Source organism: Salinigranum halophilum (genome assembly GCF_007004735.1).
GTDB lineage: Archaea > Halobacteriota > Halobacteria > Halobacteriales > Haloferacaceae > Salinigranum > Salinigranum halophilum.
Genome location: NZ_ML660182.1, coordinates 564,264 through 587,467 on the forward strand (window position 1 = coordinate 564,264; position 23,204 = coordinate 587,467).

A 23,204-nucleotide genomic window follows, 5' to 3' on the forward strand; every position below is an offset into this window, starting at 1 on the left:
TATCACACGAGGCTCGTAACGTAGCGTCATGAGTACCGGTACCACAGATGGTGATGAGGCTCGCCCGACCGAGACCGTCACCCTGACTGTCAACGGTGAGGAACTCACCCGCGAGGTCGAACCCCGTCTGAAGCTCTCCGACTTCCTGCGCGAGGAGTGTGGACTCCGCGGCGTCCGCGTCGGCTGCGAACACGGCGTCTGCGGGGCCTGCACGGTCATCATGGACGGCGCGACGACGAAGTCGTGTCTCACGTACGCGGTCCAGGCCGACGGCCTCGAACTCGAGACGGTCGAGAGTCTCGCCGACGACGGCGAACTCCACCCCCTCCAGTCGGCGTTCCACGAGGAACACGCCCTCCAGTGTGGCTTCTGCACCAGCGGCTTCGTCATGTCCGCCGTCGAGTTACTGCGAGAGAACCCCGACCCCGACAGGGACGAGGTGAAGACGGCACTCTCGGACAACATCTGCCGCTGTACGGGGTATCACAACATCTACAGCGCCGTCGAGCGCGCCGCCGCCGACCTCGCGGTCGAGAGCGGGGAGGGAGAGTAGATGTCCCGAGCCGAGACCGAATCCGTCGGCGACGCCACGCCCACGAGCGAGCGCGAGTCGTACACCGGCCAGTCGGTGAAGCGCGTCGAGGACTACGACATCCTCACGGGACGTGCGGAGTACATCCACGACATCACGCCCCCGGACTGCCTCCACATGGCGCTCGTCCGGAGCGTCCACCCCCACGCCCGTATCGAGGAGGTCGACGTCTCCCGGGCGCTCGACCACCCCGACTGCGAACTCGTCATCACCGGCGAGGACCTGAAGGCGGACTACAACCCGATGCCATCGGGGCTGCCGGGGTTCGAGGAGTGGTCGCTCGCCACGGACAAGGTGCTGTACTCGGGCGAGCCCGTCGCGGCCATCGTCGCCTCCGACCGCTACGCCGCCGAGGACATCGCCGACCGCGTCGTCGTGAACTACGAGAAGCTCGACGCCGTCGCCGACGCGATGGAGGCGCGGACGGACGAGCACGTCATCCACGAGGACATCGGGACGAACGTCCCCGACTCGGAGCGGTTCGAGTTCGGCGACCCACAGACGGCGTTCGAGGCGGCCGACCACGTCGTCGAGGGCGAGTACTCGTGGGGGCGCATCTCGGGGGTCCCCCTCGAGACCGCGGGCGTCGTCGCACAGTACGATACCGAGAACGACTCGTTCGACATCGACTGTAACATCCAGCTCCACACGCTCGTCGACGACACCGTCTACGACACCCTGGGCTACCCGCCCGAGAAGGTCCGGCTGAACGTTCCCGCCGACGTCGGCGGGAGCTACGGGACGAAAATCGCCATCCACCGCTACTGCTGTCTGGCGGCGATGGCGTCGCAGTATCTCGACGGCCGCCCCGTAAAATTCGTCGAGGACCGCGTCGAGAACCTCCAGGGCGGCGACATGCACTCCTCGGAGCGCGACTACAAGGTGAAGCTGGCCGTCGACGACGACGGCACCATCAGCGGCCTGGACGTCTGGTTCGTCGACGACTTCGGTGCCTACCCGCGATATCCGGTGAACCAGGTGCTCAAGCCGCTGGCGGTGCTGACGAACGCCTACCACATCGAGGACGTCGGCTACGAGTACGAACTCGCCCTGACGAACAAGACGTGTCAGACCGCCTACCGGGGCTTCGGCGTCCCGTCTCACCTCTACGCCCTGGAGATGATCGTCGACGAGGCGGCCCGCGAACTGGGGATGGACCCGACGGCGTTCAGGCGACAGAACCTCATCCCGCCCGAGGAGATGCCGTACCTCATCCCCTCGAAGAACATCTACGACTCGGGCGACTTCCCCGCGGCGTTCGACCGCATCGTCGACATCGTCGACGAGGAAGAGCGCGTCGAGGGGGGGCTGCTCGACCCCGAGGTGGTCGACCAGCGCCGCGAGGAGGGGTACATCCGCGCCGCCTCGCCCTCGATCCACGTCGAGCCCGGGGTCTCGGGGTCCGACTGGACCGACCGCCAGCGTACCGACCGCGACACGCTCGAAGCCCGCGACCGCGACGACGTCGAAGAGCTCCCCGAACACCTCCGCGGGAGCATCCGTCCGGACGGCAGCGTCGAGGCGTTCATCGCCACCGACTCGCAGGGGCAGGGCCACCGGACCATCGTCGCCCAACTGCTCGCGGACGCGCTCGAACTCACCCCCGACGACGTCGAGGTCTCCTACCTCGACAGCGTCGAGGCACCCACCGAGTACGGCACCGCGGCCTCGCGGATGGCCGTGATGCTCTCGGGCGCGTCCGAAGGACTCGGCGAGTTGCTGAAGACGAACCTCCGCGAACTCGGGGCGCGCGAGTTCGACGCCGAGGTCGAGGACGTCGTCTACCGCGAGGGTGGTGTCGAACACGTCGAGACGCGCGAGCGCCTCACCCTCGCGGAACTGCGCGACCGAGACGACGGCGAGTACACCGCCGCCGCCTACGACTACCAGCACCCCGCCTCCGTGCGTGAGGAGTTCGACGACGCGCTCACTGGGAAGCTCCCGGTCTACCCGACGGCGGCGTTCGCCGCGAACGCGCCGATCATCGAGGTCGACACCCGGACCGGACAGGTCGAGATACTGAAGTTCTACACGCTGCGCGACTGCGGGACCCGACTGAACCCGATGATCGTCGACGGGCAGGCGATGGGCGGCCTCGCACAGGGCATCGGTGCCGCGCTGTACGAGGAGTTCGGCTACGCCGACGACGGGCAACCGCAGGCCATCACGCTGTTCGACTACCTCCTCCCGTCGGTGAAGAACATGCCCGACCTCGAACTGTACCACCAGGAGACACCGTCGCCGTACACGGCCACGGGCGCGAAGGGGACCGGCGAGGGGGGGATGATCGACGGCCCCGCCGCCATCGCCACCTCGCTCAACACCGCGCTCGCCGAGTTCGGTATCGTGACCGACACGATTCCCGCGACGGGCCACCGCGTCCGCCGCTGGCTCCGCGACGCGGGGGTCGGGACCGAGGGGGTGGGCCGATGAAGCCCACCCAGTTCGAGTACGACCGCCCCGACTCGGTGGAGGCGGCGCTCGAACTCCTCGAAGAGCACTTCGACGCGGAACTGCTCGCGGGCAACCAGTCGCTCGGCATCATCATGGCGAACCGCTTCGCCTCGCCCGAGCGCCTCGTCGACATCAACCGTCTCGACGAACTCGCCTTCGTCGACATCCGCGCGGACGAGGTCGAAATCGGCGCGATGACCCGACACCGGACCCTCGAGCGACACGACGACCTCCGGGGGGTCCTCGAACTCCTCCCGGAGGCGGCCGAGCAGATCGCGGGGCCCGCGGTCCGAAACCGTGGCACGATGGGCGGGAGCATCGCCGAGGCGGACCCCGCCGGTAACTACCCGACCGCCCTCTCGGCGCTCGGCGGCGAACTCCACGTCGTCTCCGTCGACGGCGAGCGAACCATCCCGGTCGACGACTACTTCATCGGCTACATGTTCACCGACTTAGAGGAGAACGAGCTCATCGCGAGCGTCTCGTTCCCGCGAGAACCGTTCCCGGTCGAGCGAAGCGGGAGTGCGTTCGTCGAACTCAAGCGCGGCGCGCAGACGTGGCCGACGGTGAGTGCCGCCGCCGCGGTCACCGTCGACGACCCCGCGAGCGACGACCCGCTCGTGGAGACGGCGCGACTCGCCGTCGGCAACGCCGGCGGCATCCCCCTCCGCGTCGACGACACGCTCGAAGCGCTCGAGGGTGAACCGCTCACCGACGGGGCGCTCGAGACAGTCGCCGAGGCGGTCCGCGACGACGCGGACCCCGCCGACGAGATGCACGCCGACCGCGAGTACAAGATCGAGATGGCCGGCGAGTACGCCGTGCGGTCGCTCCGAAAATCGTACGACCGGGCCTGTGCGGGCGGGAGCTGACCCCGAGACGGTCTCTCGACTGTCCCCCCGCATCTCGTGCCGAGCCGCAGACGCGGGCACACCAGAACCGAGCGTGGACAGTCTGGCGCACAGGAGCGAGTGAGTACAACGACCGAGGGACTCCCGCTCGGTTCGAGCGTGGTCCGCTCCGCACCCCGGTCGGCAAAATCAGTTCCACTGCCGCTGATTTCCGCAGGGCGAGTGCTCGACGCCGCGACTAGCGCGGCTGAAGCGGGAGTTCGACGTGCGTCGGGTGCGTCGCGCTGTGGTGGACGGTGTTGGTCGCCACGACGGGGTCGGCGTCGTCCGCGCCGCCGTACAGCGCCTCGCCGGTGTTGTGGTTGACGTCGTACCGCGGGAAGTTCGACGAGGAGACGTCGAGTCGGATGCGGTGGCCTTTCTCGAACACGTTCGCCGTCGGGTACGGCTCCATGTAGTACTCGTACACCTCCCCCGGTTCGACGGGGTCGGGTTCGTCGCGGTAGCCGCGGAAGCGACCCCGGCAGATGGAGTCACAGAGGTTCAGCGCGTAGCCGTCGGGGTAGTCGTCGCTCGCGGGATACTCGTCGATGAGCTTCGCGGTGAAGTCGGTGTCCGCCGCGTCCGTCTCGCCGTAGACGCGAACCCGGATGGGGCCGGCGACGACGACGTCCTCGTCGAGCGGTTCGGTTCGGAACGTCAGCACGTCGTCGCGGGCTTCGAGTGGTTCCCCCTGGCCGTCCCCCCAGACCCACTCGTGCTCGCGCTGGTCGAACGGCCCCCGACCGACGAAGTCGATGAGCTTGCGGTCACCGAGCGGGTACGCACCCACCGACTCCTCGCGCGGTTCGTACGTGAGATACGACGAGGAGTTGCCGCCGACCGACGGAACCGGGTCGAGCGGGTCGTACTCGTAGCTCGTCGACGAGTCCTCCTCGTCCGGTTCCTCGGCTGTGAGCGTCCCGTCCGCGTGAGCGTAGTACCGCGTGAACTCGGTCTCCGCGGGCGGCCACTCCTCCGACGAGCGCCACTCCCCGCCGTGGAAGAGCAGGCCGTCTTCGGTCTTCCGGCCGTCGCCAGTCCCCATCAGGAAGTACTGGACGGTCGGTTCGTCGGCGAAGGCGTCATCGCCCTTGAGGTACTGGTCGAAGAAGCGGAGGCGTGTCTCTCGGTACTGCTTGACGGCGTCGTCGCCGAACGCGAGGTCGCCCGCGGTCGGGACTTCCCACGTCAACGGGGGATACAGAAGGGTCTCGGAGTGGTCGTGCCCACCGGGGAGGCGTGCGAGGTGGGTCCACGGGCCGACAATGAGGTAGTGGTCCTCGTCTTTCCGCTCGCTCAACCCGACGAAGTTGTCGCAGGTCGCCTTGGTGTACGAGTCGTACCACCCGCCCGAGTAGACGGTGGGGACGTCCGCCGACTCGTCGTAGTAGCGCTCGAAGTTGACGCCGGGGTTCTGCCACAGGTCGTCGCTCGCCGCGCCCGTCTCCATGATGTCGAACGCCCACTCGTCGTAGTCGGGCAGTTCCGCGAGGGCCGTCTCGCCTCGCCGGGGTGGCCAGTCTTCGAGTACCTCCCGGACGTCGACGTCGGCGAAGACCTGCTGGACCTCGGGGTCGGCGAGCGACTCGTGGGCGAACCCCGCTCCCAAGGTGTAGGCCCAACAGAGCCACCGGAGTTCGAAGGCCCCGTTGTGCCGGAACGTCGCCTTGCGCGCGTTGGCCGCGCCCATGTTGACGAACATTCCACTCAGGCCGTCGGGGTCCTGTGTGGCGAGGGCGTTCTGGACCCACGCGCCGTAGGAGGTGCCGAGTGTGGCGACCTGGCCGTCACAGAACGGCTGGTCGGCGAGCCACTCGACGGTGTCCGCACCGTCTTCGGCCTCCGTCGCACAGATGTAGAAGTCGCCCTCGCTGTCGAACCTCCCCCGGACGTCCTGGATGGCGACGACGTAGCCGCGAGAGGCGTACCACTCGCCGTGGCGGCCCTGCGCGCCGCGCTTGCCGTACGGCGTCCGGTCCAAGAGCACGGGGAGTGGGTCGTCGACCGGTTCTCGGGTGTCGGGGTCCGCAGGTCGATAGATGTCCGTCGCGAGACGCGTACCGTCGCGCGTCTCGATCATCACGTCGAGGTCGGCGTGGACCTCGTACTCCGGTTGTGAGACCATGATGTCACGGACCAGGGAGACCGTCAAGTAACTTGTGACCGGGGCCACCTGCACGGGTCCCCGTCCGTTTTATCTCAGTACCAACAGGAAGAACGCTGAATAAAAGCCGAGTCGTGGCGTAATAAGTCGTATTCACCAATAGTTTTATCAGGAGAATCGGGGTAACGTACTGTCGACGTTTAACATATGACGCACCATAGCCCAACTCATCGGTCCAGCGAGGCGGAACCATGAGCGACGACGCGGCGCTCCGAACCGACGGCGGGTCGTCGAGCATGGTCGAGTACGGTATCGACGACAAGCCACCGCTCGGGCAGTCGATTCTGCTCGGCGTCCAACACTGGCTGACGATGGTCGGGTCGACCATCGCCATCCCGCTCGTCCTCGCGGGGGCGGTCGGATTCGACCCCGCGAACACGGCACAGCTCGTCGGGACGTTCTTCGTCGTCTCCGGTATCGCCACCCTGGCGCAGTCGACCATCGGGAACCGCTACCCCATCGTCCAGGGGGGGACGTTCTCGATGCTCGGCCCCGCGCTCGCCATTATCGGCGTGCTCGCGGCGAGTAACGCCTCCCCGACGGTGATGATGCGCGAACTCCAGGGAGCCATCATCGTCGCCGGGGCCGCCGAGGTGCTCATCGGCTATCTCGGCATCTTCGGCCGGCTCAAGCGGTTCATCGGCCCACTCGTCATCAGCGTGGTCATCGCCCTCATCGGACTGGCGCTCATCAGCGTCCCGCAGATCATCAGCGCCTCACAGAACTGGTACCTCGCGGGGCTGACGCTCGTCCTCATCGTCCTGTTCTCACAGTATCTCGACGGCTACTCGCGCGTGTTCAAACTGTTCCCCGTGCTGTTGGGTCTCGGTGGCGCGTACCTGCTCGCGGTGGTGCTCTCCGTCGCCGGCGTCGCGAACCTGGTCAACCTGGGCGTTGTCGCGGAGGCACCCGCCGTCCGACCCATCGTCCCCTTCCAGTGGGGGATGCCGCTGTTCACCGGGTCGTTCGTCGTCGGTATGTTCGCCGGGATGCTCGCGTCGGCCATCGAGAGCTTCGGCGACTACCACTCCGTCGCCCGGATGGCCGGTGAGGGTGCGCCCAACTCCCGTCGGGTCAACCACGGCCTCGGCATGGAGGGGTTCGGCAACATCTTCGCGGGCATCATGGGCACTGGTAACGGCTCCACGTCGTACACCGAGAACATCGGTGCCATCGGCATCACCGGCGTCGCCTCCCGGTACGTCGTTCAGGTCGGGTCCGTCGTGATGATCGTCGTCGGCTACGTCGGCGCGTTCGGCGCGCTCGTGACGACCATCCCGAACGCCATCGTCGGTGGGCTCTTCCTGGCGATGTTCGCACAGATCGTCGGCGTCGGGCTCTCACAGCTCCAGTACGTCAACCTCAACCAGAACCGTAACGTGTTCGTCCTCGGCTTCGGGCTGTTCGCCGGGCTCTCCATCCCGCAGTACATCTCGAACGTCCAGGGCGCGGAGACGACGCTCCAGGCCGGTCTCTCGTCGGTGCCGGTCCTCGGTGCCGTCCTCGGTATCCCCGCGGTCGCAGAGACCATCGGTATCATCATGGGTACGCCCATCGCCGTCGGTGGCATCGCGGCGTTCGTCCTCGACAACACCATCCCCGGCAGCCGCGACGAGCGCGGACTGACCGCGTGGGAGGATATCACCGAGGACGACGACGCGTTCGTCCCGCTCCACGAGCGCCTCCTCGGCCGGGAGACGCCCGAGTCGGACATCGCCGGCGACTGAACGAACGAGACCGTCGCCGTCGGCAGCACTCCTTCGTGACCGTCTCACAACTGCAAAGTGCGTCCACGCCGACGCCCGAGTATGAACGACGACGCGGAGCGGGCGACGGAGACGACCATCACGCGGATGGCACTCCGCCCGGGTGGCTGGATCGGCTACGACGACGACACCGTGTTCGTCCAGCCGGCGGACGAACAGGGGTTCAAAGTCACCCGGGGCGACATCGCTCGTATCACGCTCAATCCCGTCGAGTGGGACCTCGCCGTGATGAGCCTCCTGCTCGTTGGCATCGGTGCGTACGTCGTCGCGACGCGGAACCCGCTGGTCGGCATCGGCTTCGTGCTCGTCGGCTGCTGGAGCCTCTACCGGACGTACACGAAGCGATACGAGCTCGTGCTGTACGTCGACGACCAGCCGAAGCCCGTCTCGGTCTACCCGACGTACCCGAAAGAGTGTCACCGGACGCTCGGGGAGTTGATTCGAGCGGCGGACGGAAAAGAACACGCTGGGGCCGAGTCGACGTGACTCGCACCGCTCGCTACACGTAATTATATATACTCTTGCGGGGAACTGCGCATGTCATGACAGCCGAGGCTGCGGACTTACGAGTCACGAACGCGCGGGTCGTCACCCCGAGCGGGACAATCGACGGCGGCGTCGCCGCGAAGGACGGGAAGATCGTCGCGGTCGGGACCGAGGCGAACCTGCCCGACGCCGACGAGGAGATCGACGCGGAGGGGAACTACCTCGTGCCGGGGTTCATCGACCCCCACGTCCACTGGGGGCTCTCCCGATACGAGTTCGACTACCACGAGGGCCTCGCCCACGACTTCGAGACCGAAACGAGAGGAGCGGTCCACGGCGGCGTCACCAGCGTCGTGAACTTCCTGCTGCAACCCGACCCCTACCTCCCGGACATGGACTTCTTCCGTTCCGTGGGGGAGGAGAACTCCTACATCGACTTCGCGTACCACGCCATCGTCCACCAGGACCACCACGTCGCAGAGATCGAAGGCCTCGCCGAGGAGGGTATCCGCTCGTTCAAGGTCTTCTTCAACTGGTACAAACACGCCTCGCCGGAGTTAGGCATCGACCACTCCGACGCCGGTCGAACCTACAGAGTCCTCGACAAGGTGTCGGAGATGCCCAACGGCATCGTGATGTTCCACGCGGAGAACGAGGACCTGGCGTACGAACTCCGCCAGGACCTGATGGAGGAGGGACGGAACGACCTCGAAGCCTGGACCGAGGCCTCGCCCAACGTGGCGGAGGCGATGCAGATCGAGCAGATCGCCATGCTCACCGAGTACACCGACTCGCGGTCGTACATCGTCCACATGAGCACGGGCGAGGGCGTCGACATCTGCGAGCGCTACCAGGACAAGGGCGTGAACATCCACGCCGAGACCCTACCCGCCTTCTTATCGCACACGAAACACGACACCGAACTCGGCACGTGGGGGAAGATTTCGCCGCCGCTCCGAGGCGACGCGAGCGTCAAGCGACTCTGGGAGGGCATCCGCACCGGGGTCGTCGACTACGTCGGCACGGACCACTGCCCGCACAAGATCGAATTCAAGGAGAAGGGTGAGGGTAAACACGGCGACATGTGGGAGGCCATCCCCGGCGACAACAACGGCATCGAGTACCTCCTGCCCGTGATGATGTCCGAGGGCGTGAACAAGAACCGTATCTCGATGGAGCGTTGCGTCGAGGTCTGTTCGACGAACAACGCCAAGCGCTGGGGGCTCTACCCACGGAAGGGTGCCATCGCCGAGGGCTCCGACGCCGACATGGTCATCGTCGACCTCGAGAAGTCGGCTGTCGTCGACGACGACTTCTACCACACGATGGAACCGGGCTACTCGACGTTCCACGGGATGGAACTGACGGGCCTCCCGACCCACACCATCGTCGGCGGTGAGGTCGTCGTCGAAGAGGGCGAACTCCTCGCCGACAAGGGTGGCCGCGACTACCTGCCCCGGTACGACGAGGGCGTCCCGAGTAACTGAGCGCGTCTGCGACACCCGCCGAAGTTCATTTATTTCTGTATAGAAACGGCCCAGCCGTCGATTTCACACCGACGCATCGCGGAATCGGCGAATCGCCGAGAAACCGGCCGAAACACCGTTTTGCGGCCTGTGACGTCGCCTCTTAGGTCGTCAGTGCGCCGGTGTCTGTGCTCACAGTGATACTCCTCGCTCTGGCGCAAATCAGTTGACGTGAGCGTCAAGCAGGCGAGATGCGAGCGTCTGCGACACACGACGCGGTCTCCGCTCGACGGCCTCGTTCTCCGAAAGCGTTAGAGAAGTTCTTGTACTACTCGGTCGTCGCGGCCTACTCCACCCACAGCGACGCGAACGAGTCGAAGAAGTCCTCGCCGGTGTTCACGAGCGCGTGTGTCGCCCGGAGGTCGCTCGCGCGCTCGGCCACCTCCCCGGTGAACTGGTCGAGACGCGACCGGTACTGCTGGGCGAGTCGCCCGCCGAAGTAGGTGCGGAGTTCCTGTTCGGTCTCGGGCTCCTCGAAGACCGTATCGCCCATGACGTCGGGGTCGAGTTCGTCCGGAGAGAGGACCTGTGCCGTCACGAGTTCGTTCCGCGCGAGCGCCGCCAGCCCCTCCTCGATGTCGTCGAGGTCACCGAGGAAGTCAGAGAGGACGACGACGAGCGACCGGCTGGAGATGCTCGTGGTGTAGCTCTCGAGGGCGTTGCGGAAGTCGGTCCGTCCGCCGAGTTCCTGTTCGTTCAGGAGGTCGATGACCCGGAGGAGTTCGCCGCTGTTGGAGCGGCCGGTGTCGAGGCGCTCGTAGTCGTCGCCGAACACCGAGAACCGAAAGTCGTTGTTCTCCTGTGCGGTGAGGTAACAGAAGCCGAGCCCGAGCTTCGCCGCGTACTCGAACTTGTGCTCGTCGCCCGCGCCGAAGTCCATCGACGACGAGGAGTCGACGAGGACGTGCACCGTGAGGTTGCGCTCTTCTTCGTACTGTTTGATGAAGTACTCCTCCGTCCGCGCGTAGAGCTTCCAGTCGATGAGGCGCGTGTCGTCACCGGGCGCGTAGCGTCGATAGTCCGAGAACGTGAGTCCCTCGCCGATGTCGGGCGACTCCTGTTCACCCTGATGCTGAGAGGTGGTCTCGCGCTTCATCGACGAGTCGAAGCGGTCGAGTTCGTCGAGGAAGCCGGGGTCGATGGTCATCTCAGCTGGCCTGTGCGACGATGGATTCCACCACGTCGTCGGCGTCTAGCCCCTCGCGTTCGGCGCGGAAGTCGATGATGATGCGGTGACGGAGGACCGGCGCGGCCATCGCCGCGATGTCCTCCCACTTGACGTGGGTCCGCCCCTGCAGGAACGCCCGGGCCTTCCCCGTCAGGACGAGCGCCATACTCGCCCGCGGACTCGCGCCGTACTCGATCTGGTCGTGCTCGCGGGTCGCCCGCGCCAGGTTCACCGCCCGGTCGCGGAGGTCGTCGGCGATGGGCACCTCCCTGACGAGCTGTTGGACCTCCTGAATCTCCTCGCGGCTGAGCACACGCTCGACGTCGGGGACCCGTCCGCCTTCGGTGTACAGGCGGACGATCTGTCGCTCCTCCTCGAAGGAGGGGTAGTCGACGAGTATCTTGAGGAGGAACCGGTCGGTCTGGGCCTCGGGCAGCGCGTAGGTACCACCCTGGTCGATGGGGTTCTGGGTGGCGAGGATGAAGAAGGGCCGGGGGAGGTCGTACGTCTCGCCCGCCGCGGTCACCTGTTTCTCCTGCATCGCTTCGAGGAGCGCCGCCTGCGTCTTGGGTGTGGCGCGGTTGATCTCGTCGGCGAGGACGATGTTCGCGAACACCGGACCCTTCTCGAAGACGAACTCCCGGTCGCCGTCCGTCTCGCGGATGATTTCGGTACCCGTGATGTCGGAGGGCATCAGGTCCGGCGTGTTCTGAATGCGCGAGAACTGCAGGTCCGTCACCTCCGAGAGGGTCCGGATCATCGACGTCTTGCCGAGTCCGGGGTTCGATTCGAGCAGCGCGTTCCCGTCGGCGAGGACACAGACCAGGAGTTGTTCGATGACGTCCGTCTGGCCGACGATGCGCTTTCCGACTTCTTCACGGACCTGACTCAGCTTCGACTGGAGATGTTCGATATCACTCATGTATCGCTATCGTCTGTTTCGCGTATCTGCAGGTTGTACTCCCGGATGAGTTCGGCGTCCTCGAGCTGTTCGCTCTCGGCGAACCCGGCCTCCTGTCCCTCGACGTCGCCGCTGCCGGCGAACCCACTCGAATCGTACGCCGCGGCGGCGCTCTCGCTCCCGTCGTCGCCGCCTCCCTGTGTCGAGAGCGTCGTGTTCAACGTCTCCTCGCCCGCCGAGACGTCTTCGGGGTCGCCCAGCACACCGCTGGCGTCCTGGAGCCCCTCGTACTCGGAGGTCCTGTCGCTCCCGTCGACGCCCTCGTCGGCGTTGAAGTCGCGGACGTCGAGGTCGACCACCGCCACCTGGATGCTGGCGAGGCTCACCACGGAGATGACGACCACGGTCAGGAGGACGCGCTTGACGTTCACGAGGCCGATGCTCGACGTCCGACCGAGGCGTGCGAGGACGTCCTCGTAGAGCGCGAGCGCCATCCGGGAGTCCCGGCCCGCCCTGACGGTGTCGCGGGCCGTCCGCAACGCGTCCTGCACGCCCGGGTTCGCCCCCTCGAACTGCTCGACGAGCGGGCGGCGCGTCCGCGCGATGACCTCGCCGACGAAGACGGCGACCCCCGCGAGGAGGCCGACGACGACAGACGTCTGCAACGGTGCGGGCGGCGCGCCGGTGTACCCCACGATGGCGTCGAAGACGACGCGCGGCCACGGGAGCGTTGTCGGGAGCTGTTCGGGCTTCGTCACTTGGAGGAGGAGGTTCACCACGAGCACCGCGAGGGCGGCGTCGACGGCGGCGTAGATGACGGCGACCTTGTACCCCTCACGGCGGACCTCCGCGAGCGCACGCTGCATCCGGGTCTCGGGGGAGGCTCCCGACTCGGTGGCCGCGCGCTGCTTCTGGAGGGCCGCGCGGTACTGGTCGTCCTGTGCGGCCTGGGCACGTTCGCGGCGTTCGGCCTGGTCGCGCTCGCTCGCGGCACGGTTCCGCTGGCGACGGCGCTCGAGCCAGCCCTGGTTCTCACCCCCGTCCTGTCGGGGGGCGTCGTTCCCGTCCATCAGTTACACGCAGCCGGCTTGGGCTCGACGGCCTGGCTACAGATGCGGTTGATTCGGTCCTGTAGGGTATCCACTCGGTCCTCCAGCGTGTCCCGCTCGTTCCGCAGTTCGTCCCGCTCGTCCTCTAGTCTGTCCCGCTCGCTCTGCAGTTCGTCTACCTGCTGTTCGAGCTCGTTCCGCTCGGCTTCCAGGTCCTCCTCTCGCTCCTCGAGCTCTTGGACCTCCGACTGGAGCGAGTCGGCGCGGCTGCGCGCCTCCGAGAGGTCCTCTCTCGTCGCACTGAGCTCAGAGGAGGTCTGTGAGAGTTCGCTCTGGGTCGACTGGAGCTGGTCTTCGGTCTCGTCGAGACTCTCTGAGACCTGTGAGACGTCGCCCCTCGTGGTCTGGAGGCTCTGGTTCAGCTCGCGCAGCTGCGTCCGTGTCGCGTCGAGCCGTTCCCGCGTCGTCTCCAGCTCGCTCCGGAGCTCGCCGTTCCGCTCGCGGAGCTCCTGGTTCTGCGTGTCGAGTTGCTCGACGGAGTGCTGATAGTACATCGTGGCACCCGCCGTCCCGACGACTGACGTGGCGACGAGGACGACGAGGGCGAGGTTGATGGAGGAGCCGAGGGCGCTCATGTCAGACCACTCTCACTGCGGCTTCGGCCCCGGTACACTTGAAGACGACGGAGCACGACTTCGCTGAAGTACAACACGAGCGCGAGCAGAATCGCGAGCCAGGTCCACGACTGCTCCAGTTCGCGGACGCGGGTGGACTCCTGGCGAGCGAACTCGACGATGGCCGCCGCCTCGTTCGGCTCGAACTGTCGTCCGCCCGTCGACTGGACCACCGAACGTAGCTCCGCGGCCTGTCCGAACGCGCCGTACTCGCGGGGGTAGTTCACCGCGTACGTGGCGTCGAGGACGTCGTCGTATCCCGCTTCGGTCGGCGTGAGCGTCGCCTGATAGACGCCCGTCGACGTCTGTCTGAACTCGACCTCGTCGCTCTCGGGGCGAGTGGTCCCCCGGAAGGTCACCGTCGTCGACTCTCCAACGCGGGTGTCCGTGACGTCCGCGACGCCCTCGGTCTTCCGTTCGGGGTCGCCGATGGCGTAGTTCACCGTCTTGGTGACGAGCAGCGAGTCCGGTTGCTGGAGGAGCCCGTCGAGGGTCCCGTCGGAGCCGTAGGCCGTGACGGTCGCGACCCGCCCCAGGCCGTAGCGCCACGAGGCGACGGCCGGGGTCCCGTCGCCGGTGGCGACGAGGAAGTCCGCCCCGCGCCGGATGGCGACGTCGTTCGCTGCGCTCGGGTTCGATTCGAGCGTGACCCCGCTCGTGATGAACGAGTTCGGGTCGACGATGGTGAGTCCCTCGCCCTCGAACTGCCGCGAACTCCCCCCGAAGAAGAGCCGGAGTCGGTCGGTTTCGGTGGCGCGGAAGTACGTCCCGCCCGACTGGGAGGCGATGCGCTGGAGGGTCCGCTCGTCGATGGAGCGGCCGGCACCGACGGTGATGACGCGGGTCCCCCGCGAGCCGAGTTGGTTCGCGACGGTCGCCGCCTCGCCCACGCTGTCCTGACCGTCCGAGAGCAGGATGACCGTCCCCTGCTCGCCGCCGAGCATCTCCTCGGCCCCGCGGAGGCCGGAGGAGATACTCGTCGCCCCGCCGCTCTCCAGCCTCCGAATGCGGTCCTCGAGGAACCCGCGGTTCTCCGCGAGCGACTGGGGCTCGGCCACCGAGTACGCCTGGTAGTTGAACGCGACGATGCCCACGGTGTTCTCGTCGCCGAGCTGGTCGAGCGCGTCGAGCGCGATGGACTTCTGGAGGCGCATCCCCGACTCGGCGCTTCCCGAGATGTCGATGGCGAGGACGACCGTCGCGCTCCCCGCTGAGGCCTCGCCGAACGTGACGGGCAGCATCGACGCGACGGAGGAGCCCTCGTACCCGCCGTTCTCGAAGGAGTTGTCGCCACCGACGACCACGAGGCCGTTGCCGTCGATGACGAACCGCTGGAGGGTGTCGACGTTCCCGACGTCCTGTGCCCGCGTGTCCTGTAAGACGACCGCGTAGTACTCGTCGAGGTCCTCGGGGACCGACTGGGCGCGTTCGACGTCGTACAGCGACGAGAGGTAGTCCTGAAGCGGGTAGCGACCCCGCGAGACGTACAGGACCTTCGGCCGCTGGACGACACGGACGGTCTTCCGGTAGACGTTGTTCTGCTCGAACGTGTCGGGGCCGGAGACGTTCGCCGTTATCCGATGGGAGCCGACGCTGTCGAAGGTGTACGAGAAGTCGACGGAGCCGCTGCCGTTGATCTCCCGAGAGAGCACCTCCTCTCCGTCGGCGGTGACGGTCAGCTGTGAGATGCCGCCGTCCGCGCCGAGTTCCGTCCCGTCGACGCGGACGAGGAAGGTGCTCTCGACACCCGCGGCCGCCTTCGCCGGCCCCGACACCGTGACGTACCGCTCCGGCTCGTCGGTGTCGAGGTCGACGGTGCTCACCGTCGCGTTCAACGAGGTCGCGAGGTCCGCGGCGGAACCGAGGCTCCGCCCGTCGGTCACCCGTCCGTCGGAGACGAGGACGACGCTCCCGTTCTCTCTGAGGTTCGCGGCGACGCCGTCACCGATTCGCGACTGTGTCCCGTCGCCGATAGTCGCGACGGTCACGGGGACGCCCTCCTCTTCGATGTTGGTGGCGAGCCGCTCGGTGACGTTCTGGTTCACCTGCATGCTCTCGGAGCGGTCGGCGAGCAGCGTCACTCGGGGGTCGCCGGTGGTCTCTCGCGTCACCACGGTGAACGGCCCGGCGGCGGCCGTCACGAGGAGGACGGCGACGAGCACCCGCGACGCGAACACGAGCCGGCGACTCCGCGTCGAGGCCGTCCCCTCCCCGCGCATGACGAGCCACCAGAGCGCGGCGAGGACGACGGGGAGCGCGACGAGCGCCAACGGGCGTTCGAGCCCCACGACGGCGTCGCCGAGCGTGACCTCGGTCTGGAGGGCGACGACGAGCCCCTCCATCAGAGGTCACCCCGTCGCCGCAGGTAGGCCAGTTCGAGCAGGGTGACGAGGAGCGCCGCCCCCGCCACGAACTCCGTCACCGGTCGCGGCACGAGCCGGGTCTCCTCGCGCACGGAGACGCCGGCACGCTCGCTCCGTTCGTCGAGCGACGTCGCCCCGACGTCCGACTCGGGCTCGCTCAAGAGCGAGACGCCGATGCGGCGCTCGCCGACGCGGTAGTAGCCGGTCTGGTCGAGGACGACTCCCGTCTGGGTCACCGTCCCGCTGGGCGTCTGGATGCGCGTCTCGCCGTCGAACTGGAGCCTGTCGCCGGCTGGTCGGTTCAGCTCAGGGAGGGTGTCGCGACCGGCCAGGTAGAACACCGACCGCTTCCAAAACACCGGGTACTGGAAGTTGAACTTGAACGACGACGACTCCTCGATGTAGCCGTAGTAGAGGAGCCGGCCGGAGCCGCGGTCGGCAGTGGCGATGAGCGGCGAGCCGTCGCCCAGTTCGACGGCGGGTTGCCCCGCTCTGAGCGGCCCCGAGATGTACGTCTCGGGCGGTGAGAACGTGATGTCGCGCGTCAGCGGGCCGGAGGCGGTCCGCCGGATGGCGGGGCTCTGGCCGGTCCCCGTCGGCTCGATGAGGAGCAGGTCGCCGTATCTGTCGGGGAGGTTCGGTTGCGCCTGGATGGCGACCCCCCCGCCGGCTTCGAGCAGGTCGCGGCCGGCCGCGACGTTCCCCCGGAGGAGCCGTGAGGGGTCGACGTTGCTGTAGACGATGACGTCGTACGCCCCGCTGTCGACTGTCGTCGGCGGCTCGTCGACCGTCAGTTCGACCTCGGGGATGACCGACAGCGCCGTCGCCAGATACCGGTTCCGGTCGTTCGTCAAGAGGAGCACGTCGATGGTCGCGTCCTCCGGGGCGGCGAGGTAGACGGTATCGTCGAGGCTGAACGAGTCGGTGGGCGTCAGCCGGAGCTGCCCCCCGCCCGCCGGAACGGTGAAGGTCGCCGTCGTGACGTCGCCCGGTGCCAGCGTGAGTTCCGCGCGCTGATTCCCGACGGTGAGCGCGCGCTGGACACGTTCGCGCCCGTAGTTCTTCACGGAGACCGTGACCTCTCGACCCGTGAAGCGCGCGTCGATGATGCCGACGTTGTCCGCGCCGCCGGCGGCGAACTGGCGGAGTTCCACGCGGAGCCCCTGTGCCCGCGCGGCCTGAACGGCGTCGGGCCAGTCGGACTCGTCGGCGAAGTCGCTCAGTACGACGATCTGGGCGTTCTCACCCGCGATGGCAGACGCCGTCGAGAGCGCGGCCCGGAGGTCGCCGTTCGTCGCCGTCACTTGGAGGTCAGAGAGCGCCGTCCGCGCGTCGTCGGGCGGGACGGCGCGGGCAGCGATGCGCGGTTCACCCGCCGCGTACACCACGCTCGTCGTCCCCGTGACCTCCTCGGTCGCGGCCGCGACCGCCTGTCCGAAGCGGGTGGTGCCGCCGTCGGACGCCGTCATCGACCCGCTCCCGTCGACGACGAGCACCGTCTCCTCGACGGTCGTCTCCTCGGAGACCGAGATGTACGGGGCCGCGAGCGACGTCGCCAGCAACACCAGCGCGACCACCTGGATGACGAGCAGCAGGCTCCGGAGCAGTCGCTCGAGGAGGGGGCTCGACGCCGACTGGCCCAGCTGCTCCGTGAGAAACTGCAGCGTGGGGAGCTCGACCCGCTCGGGTTCGGGCTTGACGAGGTACAACACCACCAGCGGCGGCACCGTCAGGAGGGCGAGGAGCCCCAGTGGCGCGAGAAAGACGTCGGAGAGGACCATTGGAACGGTGAATGAGCCCGGTACGTATTGGTTTTGTGCTGTCCCTGCGCTGCCGCCCACCGCAGCCGACACCGGTCACCGACCGGAGTCTCGCCCGCCTCCGAGCCGAGTCCCCCGCGACGACGCCTCTCGCCCGAGCCCTGACGGTTCGCAAACGCTTTACTGCATGCGGGCACGCGGATTCGTATGGACGAGAAGCGGGAACTGCTCGACCTGCTGCAGCACAGCGCGCGCGAGAGCACCGCCGACATCGCTCGGCAGCTCGGCATGGAGGACGCAGCAGTCGAAGCACTCATCGCGGAGCTCGAAGACGAGGGCGTCATCCGTGGCTACCAGGCCATCGTCGACTGGGACAACATCGAGGGCGAGCGGGTGACAGCGATGGTCGAACTCAACGTGGAACTCGACCGCGAGACGAAGTACACGGACATCTCCGCCCGCATCGCGAAGTTCCCCGAGGTCTCGGATCTGAAACTCGTCTCCGGCGACTACGACTTCGCCGTCGAGGTGGTGGGTGACTCGATGCACGACGTGTCGATGTTCGTCTCCGAGCGCATCGCGCCCATTCCCGAGGTCACACAGACGGTGACGCACTTCGTGATGGACACGTACAAAGAGCGCGGCATCGAGTTCGGCGACCACACCGACGACGACCGCCTGAGTTTCTCGCCATGAAGCGGTCCCAGCGCGTGGAGGCCATCCCTCCGTCGGGCATCAGGCGCTTCTTCGAGATCGCCGAGGAGATGGACGACGTCATCTCGCTCGGCGTGGGCGAGCCCGACTTCAGCACGCCGTGGGCCGCTCGGACCGCGGCGATCGACTCCCTCGAACAGGGGAAGACCTCCTACACCTCGAACCGCGGGATGAAGCCGCTCCGCGAGGAGATTTCGAGATACGTCCGCCGGTGGGACCTCGACTACGACCCCGACGAGGAGGTGCTGGTGACGACGGGCGCGAGCGAGGCCGTCGACCTCGCGGTTCGCTCGGTCGTCGACCCCGGCGACGTCGTCGCGGTCCCGCAGCCGTCGTACATCTCGTACGTGCCGACGGTGACGTTCGCCGGCGGTGAGGCGCTCGGCGTGCCGACCGTCCGCGAGGACGACTTCGTGCTCACGACGGAGGCCCTCTCCACGGCGGGTGCCGAGGACGCCGACGTCCTCATGCTCTGTTACCCGAACAACCCGACGGGTGCGGTGATGACCGAAGCCGAACTGGCTGAGGTCGCGTCCTTCTGTCGCGAGCACGACCTCGTCGTCCTCTCCGACGAGATCTACGCGGGACTCCGCTACGACGACGAACACACCTCCATCGCCTCGCTGCCGGGGATGCGCGAGCGGACCGTCGTCTTCAACGGCTTCTCGAAGACCCACGCGATGACCGGCCTTCGACTCGGCTTCGCACTCGGCCCCGCCGACGCCGTGACGGCGATGAACCGCATCCACCAGTACACCATGCTCTCGTCGCCGACGACGGCCCAGCACGCCGCCGTCGAGGCGTTGCGGAGCTGCGACGACGACGTCGAGGAGATGCGCACCCAGTTCGACCGCCGCCGGCGGTTCGTCATCTCGCGATTCAACGAGATGGGGCTGGACTGCTTCGAGGCGAAGGGTGCGTTCTACGCGTTCCCCTACTGTGGCGGCGATGACGAACAGTTCGCCGAGGCGCTACTGCGAGAACAGGAGGTCGCGCTCGTGCCGGGGAGCGTCTTCGGTGAGGGTGGCGAGGGACATCTTCGCGTCTCGTACGCGACGGGGATGGGCGAGTTGAAAGAGGCGCTGAACCGTATCGAGGCGTTCGTCGCCGAACAGTGGTCGGTCGCGTAACGGGCGTCTCCGCGTCGTCTGCTCCTCACTCCGTCTCGTCGTCGCTCTCGAACTCGACACCGCGGCCGAGGTCGCGGTAGAGCGCGGAGACGTCGTCGCCCTCGTCGAACTGACTGAGCGTCTCGTCGAGTTCGCTCCGGAGCGTCGAGAGCTGTTCGTCGAGTTGTCGGTACTCCTCGCTCTCCGAGAGCGCCGTTGGCCCTTTCTCAGACTCGAGCAGCGCCTTCTTCGAGGCGAGCGAGAACAGTTCCTGGACGCCGCTGTCGTACGCGCTCCGCAAGAGGAGGTTCGAGGTCGTCTCGTGGAGGGCGTCCTTCGAGACGGGCTTGACGAGGTAGTCGTCGAACCCCATCGCGACGATGTCGAAGTCGGGTTCGACGGCCGTGACCATCGCCACCCGGCAGTCGAAGCCGCGCGAGCGGATCTCGGCGAGGGCTTCGTCGCCGGAGAGGTCCGGCATCCGGCGGTCGAGGAGGACGACCGAGACGCTCTCGTCGAGTTTCTCGAGCGCCTCGCGGCCGCCGTAGGCGACCCGGACGTCGTACTCGTCGTCGAGCCAGGTCGCGTACAGGTCCGCGAGGTCGGGCTCGTCTTCAACGATGAGAACGACGGGTTTCTCGTCACTCATTGGTGAGGGGATGTCGTACCTCTCGAAGACTCGTCGAGGGAGCGGTGGTGAGCCGGTGTGAACGCGCCTCGCGCTCGAGAGGGGTGGTCGTCGTGTCGAGACCCGACGGCGGGGTTCGCATGGGTGTATCGCAACGTAGAGCGGACAACATATAATTATTCCTGCCCCGGTCCGCTCGCTTGTTATGAACCCACTGACAGCTCACCGCATCTCGGTCATCTCACGAACGGTAATGCGCGTCGCCTCGACGTCCTCGAGCACCGATCCCCAGCCGCCGACGGAGTACGCACGGCCCTCGGAGATGACAGTCAGGCTCACCTGTCCCGCCAGCTGTGACAGCGCCGGAGCGCCGTTCGATGAAGCCCCGCCCGAGTAGCGGACGTCGGTGACGTGACCGATGAACGACATCGGCTCGCCCGTCTCCGTGTCGAACCCATCGACGGCGACCCGGATGCGCGCCCCATCGTTCAACAGCGGCTCGATTTCGCGAACGCACTGGCGGATGTCGGCGTAGTCGAGAGGGAGCGACGCCGACCGCGAGGAGTAGACCGTGTCCCACACCTCCCACAGACAGGTGAGGAAGTACCAGTGAAAGACGTACGTGAGCGTGTAGTCGTCGACCAGCACCCCGTACTGGTTCAGCGAGTGTGCGTGCGGCGCGAAACACGTGGTGGTCCGGTCGACGAGCGCGACGAACGGCGTCGGGAGCGTCCGGTTCCGGACCTCGGTGACGACACCGTCGAAGCGCGAGACCGCCGGGATGGGGTCGCTCTCCTCGTCGGTGTGTATCGAGAGTTTGATGATAGCGCCGTTGTCGAACGCCCGGCGGAGCGAGGGGCGGAGCTCCTCGAACTGCGCCGGCGTCACCGCGAGTTGGACCTCGTTCTCCGCCTCGCTGATGAGCGCCGCCGCCCTGTCGAAGACGGTGTCGAAGCGCTTGACGATGCTCACCTTGTGCGTGTCGACCGCCGGCTCCTGCCAGCGCTCTTCGATCTCTTCGGCAGCCTCGGTCAGCATGGTCGCGCGCTCGCGGAGGTCGGCGAGTACCTCGTTCGGGTCACGTGCGCGGGCGTGGAGGCTGTCCTGCTCGTACGTCTCGATGTACCCCTTGCCCTCGAGGTCACGGAGCACGTCGTAGATTCGGGCAGTCGGGACGGCGCAGGCGTCGGCGATTTCGGTCGCGCTCGCCGCACCGAGTTGCAACAGTGTATTGTACGCCTCTGCTTGGTACTGCGAGAGCCCAGCCTCTTCCAGTGCCGCGCGGAGTTCGGCCGTATTCATCGACTGTGTGTCACAACGCTTCCCGAGCGTAATAACCTTCGTTACTCGGGGCCGACGCAACCGCCCGGCAGCGAGCGTGTCGGCTCTACTGGTCGGGGCTGTAGTTCGGTGCCTCGTCCGTAATCATCACGTCGTGCGGGTGGCCCTCCGTCTGGCCGGCCGCGGAGATGCGGACGAGTCGGGCGCGTTCTTTGAAGCCGGGAAGCGTCTCGGCACCGACGTAGCCCATCCCGGACTTCATGCCGCCGACGAGCTGGTGGAGTTCGGAGGCGAGCGTCCCCTTGTACGGCGTCGCGGCCTCGACCCCCTCGGGGACGAACTCCTCGTCCTCGTCGGCGTCTTTCAGATACCGGTCGCCGCCGCCGGAGCGCATCGCGCCGACGGAGCCCATCCCTCGGTACTGCTTGTACTTCTTCCCGTTCATCGTGATGACCCTACCAGGAGCTTCCTCCGTCCCGGCGAAGTACGAGCCGAGCATGACGGCGTCGGCACCGGCGGCGACGGCCTTGATGGCGTCGCCCGAGTAGCGGATGCCGCCGTCGGCGATGACCGGGACGCCCTCCGGGGCGGCGACGTCGGCCACCTCGGCGACGGCCGTGATCTGCGGCATCCCCGCGCCGGTGACGACACGCGTCGTACAGATGGAGCCGGGACCGATGCCGACCTTCAGGCCGTCGGCGAAGTCGACACAGGCCTCGGCGGCCTCCTTGGTGCCGATGTTGCCGACGACGACGTCCGCGTCGACCTCCTCTTTGATGGCTCGCGCGGCGTCGAGCACGTTGAGGTTGTGCGCGTGTGCGCAGTCGATGAACAGCACGTCCGCACCGGCATCGTCGGCGGCGACGGCGCGCTCCTCCTCGAAGGGGCCGACGGCGACCCCGACTCTGAGCCGGCCCTCGCTGTCGCGGGCGGCCTCCTCGTGCTCGCGGCGCTGGAGGATGCCCTGCATCGTGACCAGCCCGACGAGGTGGTCCGACCCGTCGACGATGGGGACGCGCTCGATTTTGTGGTCGTACATGAGTTCGAGCGCCTCGCGCGCCGTGACGTCCTTCGTCGCCGTGATGACCTCGTCCGTCATCGCCTCGGTCACCTGGTCGGACTCGCCGACTTCGAGGAACGGCCGGATGTCCGTCCCGGAGATGATACCCAAGACGGTGTCGTCCTCGTCGACGACGGGCGCGCCGGAGACGCCCGCGCGCTCCATCATCTCGTCCACCTCGCGGACGGTCTGGGTGGGCGACGCGGTGACGACGTCCTCGCGACGGATGAACAGTTCGTCGGCACGCTTGACTGCCTCGACCTGTGCGGCCGTCTCTTCGACGGTCATGTTACGGTGGAGCACGCCGAGTCCGCCGTTGCGGGCCATCCCGATGGCCATTCCGGCCTCGGTGACGGTGTCCATCGCCGCCGACAGCACCGGGATGTTGAGTGTGACGTTCCGCGAGACGCGCGTCGACACGTCGGCGTCGTCCGGTTCGACCCGCGACTCCATCGGTCGGAGGAGGACGTCGTCGAACGTCAACGCCTCCGGCACGCGGAGTTTCTCCGAGAACAGACCTGAGTCAGCGTCCTTCGCCATATAAACCGTCAACGAGCGGGCGACAAAAGCGTTGCGAGAACGCACGTGTGTGGGTGGTGCTGGCACCCACGCGCCA

At 67.2% G+C, this 23,204-nt stretch carries 18 protein-coding genes; 8 read left to right on the top strand and 10 right to left on the bottom strand.

The features are described from left to right. Positions 1-28: 28 nt before the first annotated feature. The 3 genes from E6N53_RS02960 to E6N53_RS02970 are packed head-to-tail and all read left to right on the top strand — an operon-like array spanning position 29 to position 3,918. The gene (locus E6N53_RS02960; protein WP_136588949.1) at positions 29-553 is read left to right on the top strand and encodes a (2Fe-2S)-binding protein; all 525 of its coding nucleotides are present in this window, start codon (positions 29-31) and stop codon (positions 551-553) included. After that, the gene (locus tag E6N53_RS02965; RefSeq protein WP_142856752.1) at positions 554-3,025 is read left to right on the top strand and encodes a xanthine dehydrogenase family protein molybdopterin-binding subunit; all 2,472 of its coding nucleotides are present in this window, start codon (positions 554-556) and stop codon (positions 3,023-3,025) included. It begins immediately after the preceding gene. Then, complete coding sequence (locus E6N53_RS02970) at positions 3,022-3,918, top strand: FAD binding domain-containing protein (protein ID WP_142856755.1); 897 nt, start codon at positions 3,022-3,024, stop codon at positions 3,916-3,918. Before E6N53_RS02965 ends, E6N53_RS02970 begins: the two co-directional genes overlap by 4 nt. A gap of 217 nt (positions 3,919-4,135) precedes the next feature. Here the strand turns inward: E6N53_RS02970 and E6N53_RS02975 are convergent, their stop codons facing one another. Further along, positions 4,136-6,064 (bottom strand): CocE/NonD family hydrolase, encoded by a 1,929-nt coding sequence (locus E6N53_RS02975; protein WP_142856757.1) that lies wholly within the window; start codon positions 6,062-6,064, stop codon positions 4,136-4,138. A gap of 230 nt (positions 6,065-6,294) precedes the next feature. On the opposite strand from E6N53_RS02975, the gene E6N53_RS02980 reads away from it, so the two are divergent. The 3 genes from E6N53_RS02980 to E6N53_RS02990 all read left to right on the top strand — a co-directional run bounded on the left by E6N53_RS02980 (position 6,295) and on the right by E6N53_RS02990 (position 9,842). Further along, positions 6,295-7,830, top strand: coding sequence for a uracil-xanthine permease family protein (locus E6N53_RS02980; protein ID WP_201741057.1), 1,536 nt, complete (start codon positions 6,295-6,297; stop codon positions 7,828-7,830). Between the two features lie 81 nt (positions 7,831-7,911). Further along, positions 7,912-8,355 (top strand): hypothetical protein, encoded by a 444-nt coding sequence (locus tag E6N53_RS02985; RefSeq protein WP_142856759.1) that lies wholly within the window; start codon positions 7,912-7,914, stop codon positions 8,353-8,355. 56 nt (positions 8,356-8,411) lie between these two features. Beyond that, on the top strand, positions 8,412-9,842 hold the full coding sequence (locus E6N53_RS02990) for a dihydroorotase (protein ID WP_142856761.1): 1,431 nt from the start codon (positions 8,412-8,414) through the stop codon (positions 9,840-9,842). A gap of 325 nt (positions 9,843-10,167) precedes the next feature. Here the strand turns inward: E6N53_RS02990 and E6N53_RS02995 are convergent, their stop codons facing one another. From E6N53_RS02995 to E6N53_RS03020, 6 genes are read right to left on the bottom strand one after another with little or no spacing between them, the layout of a single operon-like run. Further along, positions 10,168-11,028: a DUF58 domain-containing protein gene (locus E6N53_RS02995; RefSeq protein ID WP_136588955.1), complete on the bottom strand. Its 861-nt coding sequence runs from the start codon at positions 11,026-11,028 to the stop codon at positions 10,168-10,170. Between the two features lies 1 nt (position 11,029). After that, positions 11,030-11,971 carry an AAA family ATPase gene (locus tag E6N53_RS03000; protein ID WP_136588956.1) on the bottom strand — a complete coding sequence of 314 codons (942 nt, stop codon included), beginning with the start codon at positions 11,969-11,971 and terminating at the stop codon, positions 11,030-11,032. Then, positions 11,968-13,020 (bottom strand): DUF7502 family protein, encoded by a 1,053-nt coding sequence (locus tag E6N53_RS03005; protein WP_142856763.1) that lies wholly within the window; start codon positions 13,018-13,020, stop codon positions 11,968-11,970. Before E6N53_RS03005 ends, E6N53_RS03000 begins: the two co-directional genes overlap by 4 nt. Further along, the gene (locus E6N53_RS03010) at positions 13,020-13,634 is read right to left on the bottom strand and encodes a chromosome partitioning protein (protein ID WP_142856765.1); all 615 of its coding nucleotides are present in this window, start codon (positions 13,632-13,634) and stop codon (positions 13,020-13,022) included. Before E6N53_RS03010 ends, E6N53_RS03005 begins: the two co-directional genes overlap by 1 nt. After that, a complete protein-coding gene (locus E6N53_RS03015) occupies positions 13,631-16,015 on the bottom strand; it encodes a VWA domain-containing protein (protein WP_142856767.1) in 2,385 nt (794 codons plus the stop codon). The genes E6N53_RS03010 and E6N53_RS03015 overlap by 4 nt, the downstream gene beginning before the upstream one ends. Beyond that, a complete protein-coding gene (locus tag E6N53_RS03020) occupies positions 16,015-17,817 on the bottom strand; it encodes a vWA domain-containing protein (protein ID WP_142856769.1) in 1,803 nt (600 codons plus the stop codon). Before E6N53_RS03020 ends, E6N53_RS03015 begins: the two co-directional genes overlap by 1 nt. A gap of 186 nt (positions 17,818-18,003) precedes the next feature. On the opposite strand from E6N53_RS03020, the gene E6N53_RS03025 reads away from it, so the two are divergent. Together E6N53_RS03025 and E6N53_RS03030 are read left to right on the top strand one after the other, a co-directional pair. Further along, positions 18,004-18,492: an Lrp/AsnC family transcriptional regulator gene (locus E6N53_RS03025; protein ID WP_142856771.1), complete on the top strand. Its 489-nt coding sequence runs from the start codon at positions 18,004-18,006 to the stop codon at positions 18,490-18,492. After that, the gene (locus E6N53_RS03030; protein WP_142856773.1) at positions 18,489-19,640 is read left to right on the top strand and encodes a pyridoxal phosphate-dependent aminotransferase; all 1,152 of its coding nucleotides are present in this window, start codon (positions 18,489-18,491) and stop codon (positions 19,638-19,640) included. The genes E6N53_RS03025 and E6N53_RS03030 overlap by 4 nt, the downstream gene beginning before the upstream one ends. A gap of 25 nt (positions 19,641-19,665) precedes the next feature. Here E6N53_RS03030 and E6N53_RS03035 read toward each other — a convergent pair whose 3' ends face one another. The 3 genes from E6N53_RS03035 to guaB all read right to left on the bottom strand — a co-directional run bounded on the left by E6N53_RS03035 (position 19,666) and on the right by guaB (position 23,128). After that, positions 19,666-20,268: a response regulator transcription factor gene (locus E6N53_RS03035; protein WP_136588963.1), complete on the bottom strand. Its 603-nt coding sequence runs from the start codon at positions 20,266-20,268 to the stop codon at positions 19,666-19,668. Positions 20,269-20,469: 201 nt separating this feature from the next. Beyond that, positions 20,470-21,549: a TrmB family transcriptional regulator gene (locus tag E6N53_RS03040; RefSeq protein ID WP_136602395.1), complete on the bottom strand. Its 1,080-nt coding sequence runs from the start codon at positions 21,547-21,549 to the stop codon at positions 20,470-20,472. Between the two features lie 85 nt (positions 21,550-21,634). Further along, entirely contained in the window at positions 21,635-23,128 is a 1,494-nt protein-coding gene (gene guaB, locus E6N53_RS03045) for an IMP dehydrogenase (RefSeq protein ID WP_142856775.1), read from the bottom strand. Positions 23,129-23,204 lie beyond the last annotated feature (76 nt).

Bases quoted from the DNA above. Each gene is read 5' to 3' on its own strand.
- E6N53_RS02995 (WP_136588955.1), bottom strand. From the start codon at position 11,028: ATGACCATCGACCCCGGCTTCCTCGACGAACTCGACCGCTTCGACTCG.
- E6N53_RS03010 (WP_142856765.1), bottom strand. From the start codon at position 13,634: ATGAGCGCCCTCGGCTCCTCCATCAACCTCGCCCTCGTCGTCCTCGTC.
- E6N53_RS03040 (WP_136602395.1), bottom strand. From the start codon at position 21,549: ATGAATACGGCCGAACTCCGCGCGGCACTGGAAGAGGCTGGGCTCTCG.
- E6N53_RS02965 (WP_142856752.1), top strand. From the start codon at position 554: ATGTCCCGAGCCGAGACCGAATCCGTCGGCGACGCCACGCCCACGAGC.
- E6N53_RS02980 (WP_201741057.1), top strand. From the start codon at position 6,295: ATGAGCGACGACGCGGCGCTCCGAACCGACGGCGGGTCGTCGAGCATG.
- E6N53_RS03020 (WP_142856769.1), bottom strand. From the start codon at position 17,817: ATGGTCCTCTCCGACGTCTTTCTCGCGCCACTGGGGCTCCTCGCCCTC.
- E6N53_RS03030 (WP_142856773.1), top strand. From the start codon at position 18,489: ATGAAGCGGTCCCAGCGCGTGGAGGCCATCCCTCCGTCGGGCATCAGG.
- E6N53_RS02970 (WP_142856755.1), top strand. From the start codon at position 3,022: ATGAAGCCCACCCAGTTCGAGTACGACCGCCCCGACTCGGTGGAGGCG.
- E6N53_RS03000 (WP_136588956.1), bottom strand. From the start codon at position 11,971: ATGAGTGATATCGAACATCTCCAGTCGAAGCTGAGTCAGGTCCGTGAA.
- E6N53_RS02975 (WP_142856757.1), bottom strand. From the start codon at position 6,064: ATGGTCTCACAACCGGAGTACGAGGTCCACGCCGACCTCGACGTGATG.
- E6N53_RS02985 (WP_142856759.1), top strand. From the start codon at position 7,912: ATGAACGACGACGCGGAGCGGGCGACGGAGACGACCATCACGCGGATG.
- E6N53_RS03025 (WP_142856771.1), top strand. From the start codon at position 18,004: ATGGACGAGAAGCGGGAACTGCTCGACCTGCTGCAGCACAGCGCGCGC.
- E6N53_RS03005 (WP_142856763.1), bottom strand. From the start codon at position 13,020: ATGGACGGGAACGACGCCCCCCGACAGGACGGGGGTGAGAACCAGGGC.
- E6N53_RS03015 (WP_142856767.1), bottom strand. From the start codon at position 16,015: ATGGAGGGGCTCGTCGTCGCCCTCCAGACCGAGGTCACGCTCGGCGAC.
- E6N53_RS02960 (WP_136588949.1), top strand. From the start codon at position 29: ATGAGTACCGGTACCACAGATGGTGATGAGGCTCGCCCGACCGAGACC.
- E6N53_RS02990 (WP_142856761.1), top strand. From the start codon at position 8,412: ATGACAGCCGAGGCTGCGGACTTACGAGTCACGAACGCGCGGGTCGTC.
- E6N53_RS03035 (WP_136588963.1), bottom strand. From the start codon at position 20,268: ATGAGTGACGAGAAACCCGTCGTTCTCATCGTTGAAGACGAGCCCGAC.
- guaB (WP_142856775.1), bottom strand. From the start codon at position 23,128: ATGGCGAAGGACGCTGACTCAGGTCTGTTCTCGGAGAAACTCCGCGTG.